7 protein-coding genes and 4 pseudogenes are annotated in these 12,291 nt (G+C 71.5%); 7 read left to right on the top strand and 4 right to left on the bottom strand.

Features of this window, described 5'->3' with window-relative positions; genetic code table 11:
- Nucleotides 1-23 precede the first annotated feature (23 nt).
- From H0I39_RS23510 to H0I39_RS23500, 3 genes and pseudogenes are all read right to left on the bottom strand, one after another.
- Entirely contained in the window at nt 24-968 is a 945-nt protein-coding gene (locus tag H0I39_RS23510) for a ComEC/Rec2 family competence protein (RefSeq protein WP_307776923.1), read from the bottom strand.
- Nucleotides 957-1,531: pseudogene (locus H0I39_RS23505) on the bottom strand (ComEC/Rec2 family competence protein); the annotation flags it as partial. The gene H0I39_RS23510 and the pseudogene H0I39_RS23505, both read right to left, overlap by 12 nt.
- Entirely contained in the window at nt 1,432-2,520 is a 1,089-nt protein-coding gene (locus H0I39_RS23500; RefSeq protein ID WP_307776839.1) for a ComEC/Rec2 family competence protein, read from the bottom strand. The gene H0I39_RS23500 and the pseudogene H0I39_RS23505, both read right to left, overlap by 100 nt.
- Between H0I39_RS23500 and H0I39_RS22715 the strand changes: the two are divergent.
- The 7 genes and pseudogenes from H0I39_RS22715 (at nt 2,503) to H0I39_RS22705 (ending at nt 10,786) form a co-directional block, all read left to right on the top strand.
- A pseudogene (locus H0I39_RS22715) lies at nt 2,503-6,168 on the top strand (transglutaminase family protein). The gene H0I39_RS23500 and the pseudogene H0I39_RS22715 overlap by 18 nt on opposite strands.
- A gap of 112 nt (nt 6,169-6,280) precedes the next feature.
- Nucleotides 6,281-7,954: a circularly permuted type 2 ATP-grasp protein gene (locus H0I39_RS17900; protein WP_180551381.1), complete on the top strand. Its 1,674-nt coding sequence runs from the start codon at nt 6,281-6,283 to the stop codon at nt 7,952-7,954.
- Nucleotides 7,846-8,325 carry an alpha-E domain-containing protein gene (locus H0I39_RS22710; protein ID WP_257646241.1) on the top strand — a complete coding sequence of 160 codons (480 nt, stop codon included), beginning with the start codon at nt 7,846-7,848 and terminating at the stop codon, nt 8,323-8,325. Before H0I39_RS17900 ends, H0I39_RS22710 begins: the two co-directional genes overlap by 109 nt.
- Nucleotides 8,217-8,804: an alpha-E domain-containing protein gene (locus H0I39_RS17895; protein ID WP_257646240.1), complete on the top strand. Its 588-nt coding sequence runs from the start codon at nt 8,217-8,219 to the stop codon at nt 8,802-8,804. Before H0I39_RS22710 ends, H0I39_RS17895 begins: the two co-directional genes overlap by 109 nt.
- Nucleotides 8,805-8,816: 12 nt before the next feature.
- Nucleotides 8,817-9,386 (top strand): annotated as a pseudogene (locus H0I39_RS17890) (transglutaminase family protein); the annotation flags it as partial.
- Nucleotides 9,387-9,767: 381 nt separating this feature from the next.
- Nucleotides 9,768-10,223 (top strand): RidA family protein, encoded by a 456-nt coding sequence (locus H0I39_RS17885; protein WP_180551379.1) that lies wholly within the window; start codon nt 9,768-9,770, stop codon nt 10,221-10,223.
- A gap of 218 nt (nt 10,224-10,441) precedes the next feature.
- Nucleotides 10,442-10,786: an REP-associated tyrosine transposase gene (locus H0I39_RS22705; protein WP_307776922.1), complete on the top strand. Its 345-nt coding sequence runs from the start codon at nt 10,442-10,444 to the stop codon at nt 10,784-10,786.
- Between the two features lie 89 nt (nt 10,787-10,875).
- On the opposite strand, the pseudogene H0I39_RS17875 reads toward H0I39_RS22705, so the two are convergent.
- Nucleotides 10,876-12,275, bottom strand: a pseudogene (locus tag H0I39_RS17875) (DNA recombination protein RmuC).
- Nucleotides 12,276-12,291 lie beyond the last annotated feature (16 nt).

Genomic DNA, 12,291 nt, shown 5'->3' with positions numbered 1-12,291 from the left:
GCAAGGCGCGGGCCAGCGCGGCGTCAGCGCCCGCCGATGGGCGGCATCGGTTCGTGGTGCCAGTAGCGCCGGGCTTCGTCGCGCTGGCAGCGCACCACGTCGGGGCGCCCGCTGTGCCAGCGCATGGCACCACAACGGGGCGAATCGACCACCCGCGCCCCGCGCTCGGCATAGCGCGCCAGCACCGCCGGCGCCGGGTGGCCGAAGCGGTTGCGGTAGCCCGACTGCACCAGAGCCCAGCGCGGCTGCACGGCGTCGATGAACGGCGCCGACGACGAGGTGCGGCTGCCATGGTGCGGCACCAGCAGCACGTCGGCGCGCAGGTCGTCGTGGCGGGCCGCCAGCCGCAGCTCCTGCGCGGTCTCGATGTCGCCCACCAGCAGCGCCACCCGCGCGCCGGCGCGCACGCGCAGCACGCAGCTCAGCGCGTTGGACTTGGCTGCGGTGGCGTAGTCGGCGGCGTCGGGGTGCAGCACGCTGAACTCGACGCCGTCCCACGTCCATTGCTGCCCGGCCTGGCAGCGCATGGCAGGGCGCGTGCCCTGCAGCTCGTGGTCGTCCTCGATGGACGACAGCACGCTGGCCCCCGGCTGCGTGGCCAGGATGGCGCGGGCGCCGCCGACGTGGTCGCTGTCGCGGTGGCTCAGCAGCAGCATGTCCACCCGCTCGCCGAAAGCGCGCAGCAGCGGCACCAGCACGCGGTGGCCGGCATCGCTCTCCAGCGAATAGCGCGGGCCGGCGTCGTACAGCAGCGTGTGGCCGGCGGTGCGCACGACGACGGCGCTGCCCTGCCCCACGTCGGCCGCCAGCAGCTCGAACTGGCCCGCGGGCGGGCGCGCCGGCTGCCACAGCAGCAGCGGCAGCAGCAGGGGCACGCCGGCCAGACGCCAGGGCCACGGCCAGCGCAGCGCCAGCAGCACACCGCCGGCCACGGCGGCCACGCCCGGCAGCAGCGGCGCCGCCGCCATCTGCACGCTGGCCCACGGCCACGCGGCCAGGGCCTGCAGCACCCAGGCCAGCGGCGCCAGCGCCCAGCCCGCGGCTTGCCACAGCGGGGCCCACAGCACCCCCGCCAGCGCCAGCGGCGTGACCAGCAGCGTCACCCACGGAATCGCCAGCAGGTTGCCAGCAGGCCCACCACCGAGGCCTGCCCGAACAGGATCAGCGACAGCGGCGTGAGCGCCAGTGTGACCACCCATTGCTCGCGCAGAAGTTTGATGAAAAATTGGCCTCCAGCGCCCGCCCCACGGGCGCCAGAAGCTCTTGAATCAGTAGCAAACAGGATCGCCACCGCGACGAAGCTGAGCCAGAACCCGGCCTGCAGCAGCGCCCACGGGTCCGCCGCCAGCACCACGGCGCAGGCCAGCAGCCAGGTCAGCCACCAGGGCCAGCGCAGGCCCGACAGCCGCAGCCCCGCGAAGGTTGCCAGCATCAGCACCGTGCGCTGCGCCGGCACGCCCCAGCCGCTGAACAGCGCGTAGCCCGCCGCCAGCGCCACGCCGCCGACCAGCGCCGCCGTGGGCGCCGGCAGCCACAGGCAGGGTTCCAGCGCGCGCTGCCGGCCCAGCGCCCCAGCCGCCGCCACAACGCCCCCACCAGCGCCACAGCGAGCCACGAGAACATGGTGATGTGCAGGCCGGAGATGCTCATCAGGTGCGCCACGCCGGTGGCGCGGAACACGTCCCAGTCGGCGCGCTCGATCACGTTCTGGTCGCCCGTCACCAGCGCCGCCACGATGCCGGCAAAGCGCCGCGCGTCGGCGTCTTGCGCGTTGGCACCGCCCAGGATGCGGTCGCGCACCGACTGGCGCCAGCGCTCGACCGACCAGCCGCCCACCGCCAGCCGGCGCGGCGGCGTATCGCGCGGGCCGGTGCGCACGTAGCCGGTGGCGCGCAGGCCCTGCTCCCACAGCCACAGCTCGTAGTCGAAGCCGTGCGGGTTCTGGTTGCCGTGCGGCGCCTTCAGCCGCGCCGTGAGCTGCCAGCGGTCGCCCGCGCGCAGGTCGGCGGCCAGCGGCCGGGCGGCATCGGTTTCGTCGGCCGTGCTGACCGAGCCGTACCAGGCCAGCTGCACCCGCGGCGGCAGGCGCACCGCGGCGCCGTCGAGCCGCGCCTCGTCGACGTCGAAGCGAAAGCGCCAGCCCACCGCGCTGCGCTGCGGCATGCGGGCGATGGTGCCCACCAGCACCACGTCACGCCCCTCCAGCGCCGGCGCCAGCTGCTGCGCCAGCCGGTGCTGCGCGCGCCCGCCGGTGACGGCGAACGCGGCCAGCGCCGCCGCCAGCAGCCACAGCAACGCCGCGCCAGCCACCGGGCGGCGCGACCGATGCCACAGCGCCAGCACCACCACGGCGCCAGCGGCCATCGCCAGCGCCAGGTAGCGCCCGGCCGGCCACAGCGCGCCCTGCTGCAACTGCAGCGCCGTGCCCAGCACCCAGCCCGCCAGCGCCGCCGCCAGCGCCTGCCCGCGCCAGCGCAGGGTCGCTGCCCCGGTGCTGCCTTCATGCACGTCGAACGCCATCGTTCACTATTATTTCAGGAGCTGTCAGCGATTTCTGCAAGCGCTCTGGAAGCCTATTTCGTTCTGATAATGATTCGGGGCGATGGCCTACCCGCCGCTGGCCTGCCGCTTGCTAGGATGGTTTGTAACCCACGCCAAGGCAGAGCCCGGATGTCCATCCACGCCGCACTTCACCACGTCACCCACTACCGCTACGACCGGCCCGTTCAACTGGGCCCCCAGGTGGTGCGCCTGCGCCCGGCCCCGCACTGCCGCAGCAGGATCATCTCGTATTCGCTCAAGATCGAGCCCGCCCAGCACTTCATCAACTGGCAGCAGGATCCGTTCGCCAACTGGCAGGCGCGGCTGGTGTTTCCCGACAAGACCACCGAGTTCAAGGTCACGGTCGACCTGGTGGCCGAGATGGCGGTGTACAACCCGTTCGACTTCTTCCTCGAGCCGGGCGCCGAGCAGTTCCCGTTCGACTACGACCCGCTATTGAAAGAAGAGCTGGCACCGTACCTGGCGCGGGCGCCACAGGGCGATCTGTTCAACCACTACGTGGCCGGCATCGACCGCAGCCCGCAGCGCACCATCGACTTCCTGGTCGGGCTCAACCAGCGCCTGCAGCACGACATTGGCTACCTGATCCGTCTGGAGCCCGGCGTGCAGACGCCCGAGCAGACGTTGCACAAGGCCAGCGGCTCGTGCCGCGACTCGGGCTGGCTGCTGGTGCAGCTGCTGCGCCATTGCGGGCTGGCGGCGCGCTTCGTGTCGGGCTACTTGATCCAGTTGAAGGCCGACCAGAAATCGCTCGACGGCCCCAGCGGCACCGAGGTCGACTTCACCGATCTGCACGCCTGGGCCGAGGTGTACCTGCCCGGCGCCGGCTGGGTGGGGCTCGATCCCACATCGGGCCTGCTGGCGGGCGAAGGCCACATCCCGCTGGCCTGCACGCCGCAGCCCTCGGGCGCGGCGCCCATCGAGGGGCTGGTGGACGACGCACGGGTGGAGTTCCGCCACGACATGGCGGTCACCCGCATCCACGAATCGCCGCGCGTCACCCTGCCCTACAGCGACGCGCAATGGGCCGACATCCTGCAGCTGGGCGACGCGGTGGACCTGCAGCTGCAGGCCGACGACGTGCGCCTGACCATGGGGGCGAGCCCACCTTCGTCGGCATCGACGACCGCGACGGGCCGGAGTGGAACACCGCCGCGCTGGGCCCCACCAAGCGCGTGTTCGCGCTCGACCTGCTGCACCGCCTGAAGGCGCGCTACGGCCCCAACGGCCTGCTGCACCTGGGCCAGGGCAAGTGGTACCCCGGCGAGCAGTTGCCGCGCTGGGCGCTCAGCCTGTTCTGGCGCCCCGACGGCCAGCCGCTGTGGCGCAACCCCGCGCTGCAGGCCGACGAGCGCCAGCCGCAGCAGGCCCGGCCCGAGGACGCCGAGCGCTTCATCCGCGCGCTCGCAGAACGGCTGGGCGTGGGCACGGCCGCCATCGCGCCCGCCTACGAAGACGCCTGGCACTACATCGCCGCCGAGCGTCGCCTGCCGATCAACGTCGACCCGTTCGACAGCCGCCTGGCCGACGAGGCCGAGCGCGCGCGCCTGCGCCGCGTGTTCACGCAGGGGCTGGACAAGGTGGTCGGCTGGCTGCTGCCGCTGCGCAGCACGTCCGAGCTGGCGCACGCGCCGGATCGGCCGGCCCAGCCCGCCGGGGCCGAACGCCCGCGCTGGCTCACCAGCCGCTGGTGGTTCCGCGACAACCGGCTGGTGCTGGTGCCGGGCGATTCGCCCATGGGCTTCAGGCTGCCGCTGAACAGCCTGCCCTGGGTGGCCGATGAGGACCTGCCCAAGGCCTTCCCCAAGGACCCGTATGCCGACGATGCCGACAATGACGCGCTGGCCGCTGCCGAAGACGAGCCTTCGGGGCGCACGACCCCGAGGACCGCGAACCGCGCCGCCACGAGTCGGCCCGCTGGGTGCCGCGCACCGCGCTGTGCGTGGAAGTGCGCGACCCGGTGCGTTCGCACACCGCCGATGCCGAACTGCCCGAGATCGAAGGCGACGACGAGGCCGCCGACGCCAAACGCGCCGCGCGCAGCGCGCACCAGGCGGCGGTCGAGAAGTACGCGCTGAAGCCCGGCCAGTCGAGCATCGTCTACATCTTCATGCCGCCGCTGGACGAGGTGGACGACTACCTGGCACTGGTCACCGCCATCGAGGCCACGGCCGAGCAGCTGCAGCTACCGGTGGTGCTGGAGGGCTACCCGCCGCCGCGCGACAAGCGCCTGAAGATGCTACAGATCACGCCCGACCCCGGCGTGATCGAAGCCAACATCCAGCCCGTGCACCACTGGCGCGAGCTGGTGGACAACACCGAGTTCCTCTACCAGTCGGCGTTCGAATCGCGCCTGTCGGCCGAGAAGTTCATGGTCGACGGCCGCCACACCGGCACCGGCGGCGGCAACCACTTCGTGCTGGGCGGCGCCACGCCGGCCGACAGCCCGTTCCTGCGCCGGCCCGATCTGCTGCCAGCCTGCTGCTCTACTGGCACAACCATCCGTCGCTCTCGTACCTGTTCAGCGGCCTGTTCATCGGCCCCACCAGCCAGGCGCCGCGCGTGGACGAGGCGCGCAACGACCAGCTCTACGAGCTGGAAATCGCGCTGCAGGAAATCCACCGGGCAAGTGAGGAACAGGGTGACGCGATGCCACCGTGGCTGGTGGACCGCACGCTGCGAAACATCCTGATCGACGTCACCGGCAACACGCACCGCAGCGAGTTCTGCATCGACAAGCTGTATTCGCCCGAAGGTCCCACCGGCCGCCTGGGCCTGCTGGAGCTGCGCGCCTTCGAGATGCCGCCGCACGCCCGCATGTCGATCGCCCAGAAGTTGCTGATGCGCGCGCTGGTGGCGCGCTTCTGGCGCCAGCCGTACCGCGCGCCCGCCACGCGCTGGGGAACGCAGCTGCACGACCGCTTCATGCTGCCCGCCTGGGTGCAGGCCGACTTCGCCGACGTGATGCGCGACATGCGCGAGGCCGGTTTCGCCTTCGACGACGCCTGGTTCGCGCCGCATTTCGAGTTCCGCTTTCCCTTCGTCGGCGACGTGCAGCTGCTGGGCATGCAGCTGGAGCTGCGCAACGCGCTGGAGCCCTGGCACGTGATGGGCGAGGAAAGCGCCGGCGGCGCCACGGCGCGCTATGTCGATTCATCGCTGGAGCGCCTGCAGCTGCGGGTGACGGGCTTCAACGACAGCCGCTACGCCCTCACCTGCAACGGCCAGGCCCTGCCGCTGCAGCCGCTCGGCACCGAGGGCGAATACGCCTGCGGCGTGCGCTTCAAGGCCTGGAACCCCTGGTCGGCGCTGCACCCCACCATCCAGCCGCACGGGCCGCTGGTGTTCGATGTGTTCGACACCTGGAACGGCCGCTCGGTGGGCGGTTGCCGCTACCACGTGGCGCACCCCGGCGGGCGCAGCTACGACAGCTTTCCCATCAATGCCTACGAGGCCGAAAGCCGGCGCCTGGCCCGCTTTGCGCCCATGGGGCACACGGCGGGGCGCGCGGCCGCGCCGCCTGCCGCGCTGGCCCTGCCCGGCAGCCGCGAATTTCCGTGCACGCTCGACCTGCGGCGCACCACGGCGGTGCGGATGCGACAATGACACGAGGTTGACTGCCTCCACCGAGGATGAACGCACCGGATCTGCCCGCCACGGCGCCCCTGTCTTCGGCCAGCCCCTTGTTTCCGCTGGCCGACACCCCCACTTCGACGAGTTGCACGCCCGGCCTGCGCTGGCCGCCGACGCGGGTGCCGCGGTGCCGGCGCCCGGCGCGCTGCCGCTGACGCCGGCCTGGAAGGAGTTCTTCCGCCATTTCGACCTCGGCGACCCGCAGGAGCTGAACCGCCGCGCCACGCGCCTGGCGCGCCAGTTGCGCGACAACGGCGTCACCTACAACGTCTACGCCGACGAGGCCAACCTGCAGCGACCCTGGCCGCTGGATCTGTTCCCGCTGCTGATCCCGGCCGACGACTGGGCGCACATCGAGGCCGGTGTGCTGCAGCGCGTGCGCGTGCTCGAGGCTGTGATGGCCGACATCTACGGCCCGCGCCGCCTGCTGAAGGACGGCCTGCTGCCCGCCGCGCTGGTGCAGGGCCACCCCGACTACCTGCGCGCCATGCACGGCGTGCCGCCGGTGGGTGGCCAGCACCTGCACATGGTGGCGTTCGACCTGGCGCGCGGGCCCAGGGGCTTCTGGTGGGTGGTGTCGCAGCGCACGCAGGCGCCCTCGGGCCTGGGCTATCTGCTGGAAAACCGCTCGGCCGTGTCCACCCAGTTCCCCGACGCGTTCGAAGCCATGAACGTGCGCCGCCTGGCCGACACCTACCGCGGCTTCATCAAGACGCTGAAGGCCATGGCGCCCGGCGCCGATTCGCACATCGTGCTGCTGACGCCGGGGCCGTACAACGAAACCTACTTCGAGCATTCGTACCTGGCGCGTTACCTGGGCGTCACGCTGGTCGAAGGCGGCGACCTGACGGTGCGCAACCAGCGCCTGTACCTGAAGACGCTGCACGGCCTGCAGCCGGTGCACGGCGTCATCAAGCGGGTGGACGATGCCTTCCTCGACCCGCTGGAAATGCGCCCCGAATCGCGCCTGGGCGTGCCCGGCCTGCTGCAGGCGGTGCGCGCCGGCAACGTGATGGTGGCCAACGCACCGGGCGCGGGCTTTCTCGAATCCAGCGCGCTGCTGGGCTTTCTGCCGGCCCTGGGGCGCGAGCTGCTGGGCGAGGAACTGCTGCTGCCCGCCCTGCACACCTGGTGGTGCGGCGAGCCGGCCGCCCTGCGCGACGTGCTGCCGCAGCTGGGCCAGTGCGTCATCAAGCCCACCTACCCCTGGTCCACCAGCCGCGGCACCTTCCGGGCCGGGGTGGGCCCGCTGATGAGCGACGAGGTGCTGGCCTCCTGGGCCGACAGCATCCGCCGCCGGCCCGAAGAGCACACCGTGCAGGCCTACCTGCCGCCGTCGCAGATGCCGACCTGGCAGAGCGGCCCGCAGCCCGGCGTCGTGCCGCGCGCGGCCATCCTGCGCGTGTTCGCGCTGACCGACGGCGCCGGCGCCTGGCGCGTGCTGCCCGGCGGCATGACGCGCCTGGTGGGCGAAAGCGCCGGCCTGGCCACCATGGCGCTGGGCGGCAGCAGCGCCGACACCTGGGTGCTGGGCGAGGAGCCGGCGCAGGAAGCGCCCGACTTCGACCACAGCACGCTGGTCGGCATCACCCCACCGACACCGCGCTGGTGCAGCGCGAGCGCCTGGTCACCAGCCGCGCGGCCGAGAACCTGTTCTGGCTCGGCCGCTACACCGAGCGCGCCGAGAACAGCGCCCGCCTGGCGCGCATCACGCTGGGCGCGCTGCATGGCGAGGAAGAACCCTCCATCGCCCAGCTGATGTGGCTGGGCCAGCTGGCCGAATCGGCCGGCCTGGTGCCCCAGTGCGCGCCCACGCCGCTGCAGGATTGCGCCGAGTTCGAGCGCCAACTGATCCAGCACCTGGCCGACCCCGACCTGCCGAGCGTGGGCCACGCCCTGCGCAAGCTGCGCCTGGCCGCCACGGCGCTGCGCGAGCGCCTGTCGCCCGAGCACTGGAGCTTCATCAAGCTGGCCGAGAACCGCTTTGCGCAGGAATGCGCCCGCTGCGCGGCAGCGCCACCCTGGCCGAGGCCGACGCCCTGCACGCGCTGGGCCAGCTGTCGCGCACGCTGGCGGCCGTCACCGGCGCGCAGCAGGACCGCATGTGGCGCGACGACGGCTGGCGCCTGATGACCATCGGCCGCCAGATCGAGCGCCTGAGCTGGCTGTCGGAGGCGCTGTCGCGCGGCTTCTACACCAACGCCGTGCACGACGCGGCCGGCCACGGCGTGGTGCTGGACCTGTTCGATTCCACCATCTCCTTCCATGCGCGCCACCAGCGCAGCCGCTCGATGGCGGCGCTGATCGAGCACGTGGTGCTGAACCACCAGAACCCGCGCTCGCTCGGCTGGGTGGTGCAGCGCTTGCGCGGGCAGCTGGGGCGCCTGCACGCCAACGACCCGCACCCGCTGGAAGACCTGTCGCAACGCCTGCGCAACCCGGGGCCCGACGACCTGACCACGCTGTGCGAGTCCGACCACATTGGCGACTTCATCCATCTGCAGGCGCTACTGGCGCACTTCATGCAGGTCGGCGGCCAGCTCTCCAACGAGATCAGCCTGCGCCACTTCACCCACACCGCCGAGGTGGGCCGCAGCGTGGGCGCCTGAGCGGAGACCGACATGCGCCTGCGCATCACCCACGACACCCGCTACCGCTACGAGCCGCCCGTGCTCACCGCGGTGCACATGACGCACCTGACGCCGCCGCCCACGCGCTGCCAGGACCGGCTCGACGCCCGGCTCCAGGTGCACCCGCAGCCCGCCTCGATCACCGAATCGCTCGACATCTACCGCAACGTACGCACCTTCTTCGAGATCGCCAGCCCGCACGACGAGCTGCTGGTGCGCGCCAGCAGCCTGGTCGAGACCCACGCGCCCGATCCCGTCGGCAGCACCCTTGCCTGGGATGCCGTGCGCGACAGCTTCGTCTACCACGTGGGGGCCGAGTGGCATCCGGCGGCCGAATTCATCTACCCATCGCACTACGTGCACCCAGGCGAGGTGTTCGCCGACTACGCGCGCCCGTCCTTCCCGCCCGGCCGCCCGCTGATCGACGCCGCGCGCGAGCTGATGCAGCGCGTGCACCAGGACTTCACCTACGCCAGCCGCAGCACCGAGATCAACACCCCCGCCGCCGAGGCGCTGGCGCAGCGCCGCGGCGTGTGCCAGGACTTCAGCCACGTCATGCTGGCCTGCCTGCGCTCGCTGGGCCTGCCGGCGCGCTACGTGTCGGGCTACCTGCTCACCCAGCCGCCGCCCGGCCAGCCGCGCCTGGGGGCAGCGATGCGTCGCACGCCTGGGTGGCCGTGTTCCTGCCCGACGTGGCCGCGCAGCACGGCGGCCACGGCTGGTACGACCTCGACCCGACCAACGACCGCCACGGCTGGGGCGCGCCGGGCGAGGACTTCGTGCGCCTGGCCGTGGGCCGCGACTACGCCGACATCTCGCCCATGCGCGGCGTCATCCACGGCGGCGCGGGCCACGAGCTGGATGTGGGCGTTACAGTGGAACCCTGCGACGCCGCCTCGCTGGCCGAGGCGCCCCTCTTCCAACCGACCCCTTCCGCTGACCATGAGCCTCTACGACAAACTCCAGCAGCTCGGCATCCAGCTGCCGCCCGTCTCCACCCCCGCCGCCGCCTACGTGCCCTTCGTGCAGACGGGCAAGCTGGTGTTCCTGTCGGGCCACATCGCGCGCCACGAAGGCAAGCCCTGGGTGGGCAAGCTGGGCCACAACATCACCACCGAGGAGGGCGCCCAGGCCGCCCGCTCCGTGGCCATCGACCTGCTGGGCACGCTGCACGCCGCCGTGGGCGACCTGAACCGCGTCAAGCGCATCGTCAAGGTGATGAGCCTGGTCAACAGCACGCCCGACTACACCGAGCAGCACCTCGTCACCAACGGCTGCTCCGAACTGCTGGGCGAGGTGTTTGGCGAACGCGGCCAGCACGCCCGCAGTGCGTTCGGCGTGGCGCAGATCCCGATGGAGGCCTGCGTCGAGATCGAGCTGATCGCCGAAATCGAATAACTCCCCCCCCTCCTGCCTGTAGGAGCGGCGGTAGCCGCGAATGGGGCTTCCTCGATACCCGCCCCTTCGCGGCTTCCGCCGCTCCTACAAAACGCCCTGCACAGCCCATGCCCGCTCACGCCCATGCCTTGCGCCGGGGCCGCTTCAGCTATCCGGGCTACGTCTACCAGATCACCACCGTCACACGCAGGCGCGAGCAAGTTTTCGCCGATTTCTGACTGGCGCGCCTGACCATCGGTGAACTGCAGAAAAGCGATGCGCTGGGCCGATGCCAGACGCTGGCCTACGTGCTCATGCCCGACCACCTGCATTGGCTGCTGCGGCTGGAACACGGCACCCTGTCGCAGGCCGTGGGTCAGTTCAAGGCCAGTTCAGCGAGAGCGGTTCAGCAAGCCCGTGGATACGCGGGACAAGCCCTGTGGCAAGCCGGCTTTCACGACCACGCCCTGCGACGCGACGAGGATCTGCGCGCCGCCGCGCGCTATCTGGTCGCCAACCCGGTGCGCGCGGGTCTGGTGGCGCGGGCAGGCGACTACTCGCATTGGGATGCGATCTGGGTTTGAGATTCGCGGCTTCCGCCGCTCCTGCATCTCATGCGCCGTAGGAGCGGCGGAAGCCGCGAACAAGCGCCACCTCAGCACCACCGCCCCATTCACCCATCCGCCTCCTCTTCCCCCAACCCCGGTAGCAGCGCCTGCGATTCGCCATCCGGCAGCGCCTCCACCTTCTTCAGCGCGCGGTTCATCACGTTGGTGCGCGTCTGCGCCGCGTCCAGCGTGTTCAGCACGGTCTGGGTCTGGGTCTTCACGCGCGCCAGCACGTCGCCGAACTTGCCGAACTCGGTCTTCACCGCGCCCAGCACCTGCCACACCTCGCTGCTGCGCTTTTCCAGCGCCAGCGTGCGAAAGCCCATCTGCAGCGAATTGAGCATCGCCAGCAGCGTGGTCGGCCCGGCCAGCGTCACGCGGTGCTCGCGCTGCAGCGCCTCCATCAGGCCGGGCGGCGCAGCACCTCGGCGTACAGGCCCTCGGTGGGCAGAAACAGGATGGCGAAGTCGGTGGTGTGCGGCGGCTCGACGTACTTCTCGGCCATGCCGCGCGCCTCCAGCCGGATGCGCGCCTCCAGCGCCTTGGCCGCCGACTCGGCGCCCGCCACGTCGGCGCGCTGCTGTGCGTCCAGCAGGCGCTCGTAGTCCTCGTTCGGGAACTTGGCATCGATCGGCAGCCAGACCGGCTCCGATGCGCCTGAAGCCGCAGCACCGCGGCCCGGCAGGCGGATGGCGAAATCGACCAAATGGCGGCTGCCCGGGCGCGTGCACACCTGCGCCGCGTACTGCTCGGGCGCGAACACGTGCTCCAGCAATGTCCCCAGCTGCGCCTCGCCAAAGGTGCCGCGGTTCTTCACGTTGCTCAGCAGGTGCTTCAGGTCGCCCACGCCCTGCGCCAGCGTCTGCATCTCGCCCAGGCCCTTGTGCACCTGCTCCAGCCGGTCGGCCACCTGCTTGAAGCTCTCGCCCAGGCGCGCCTCCAGCGTCGACTGCAGCTTCTCGTCCACGGTCTGGCGCATTTCGTCGAGCTTGGCGGTGTTGGTGGCCTGCAGCTGCGCCAGTTGCTGCTCCAGCGTGGCGCGCACCTCCGCCATGCGGCGGGCGTTGGTTTCGCTCAAGGATTGCAGCTGCTGCGTCAGCGTTTCACTCAAGGAGCCGCGCAGGTGCGCCAGCTGCTGCGCGAAGGCGTCGATCTGCGCGTTCTGTGTGCGCGTGGTTTCCTGCGCCTGCTGTGCCATCGACAAGCCCAGCGCCTGCAGCTGCGCCACCAGCGTGTCGCCCAGCGTGCCGCGCAGCTGCGTGAGCTGCGCCGCCAGCGCATCGACTTGCGCGTTCTGCGTGCGGTTGGCTTCGGCGCCCTGGCGCACCACCGCGTCCTGAAACGTGGCCAGCGAATGCGCCAGCTCCTGCCGGCCCTCGCGCGCGCTGCCGCCGATCTCCTGCCGCAGCTCGCGCTCGAGCCGCTCGCCGTGCTGGCCCACGGCCGCGCCGATGAGCTGCTGCACCTCGCCGCGAGACGCC

It is taken from the genome of Ottowia beijingensis, from assembly GCF_013423955.1.
Lineage (GTDB): Bacteria > Pseudomonadota > Gammaproteobacteria > Burkholderiales > Burkholderiaceae_C > Ottowia > Ottowia beijingensis.
The sequence above is the reverse complement of the archived record's forward strand: the minus strand, read 5'-3'. Positions and strand labels throughout refer to the sequence as shown.

What these genes read in the sequence shown, in the direction of transcription:
- H0I39_RS23500 (WP_307776839.1), bottom strand. Translation starts at nt 2,520, where the DNA reads ATGGCGTTCGACGTGCATGAAGGCAGCACCGGGGCAGCGACCCTGCGC.
- H0I39_RS17885 (WP_180551379.1), top strand. Translation starts at nt 9,768, where the DNA reads ATGAGCCTCTACGACAAACTCCAGCAGCTCGGCATCCAGCTGCCGCCC.
- H0I39_RS23510 (WP_307776923.1), bottom strand. Translation starts at nt 968, where the DNA reads ATGGCGGCGGCGCCGCTGCTGCCGGGCGTGGCCGCCGTGGCCGGCGGT.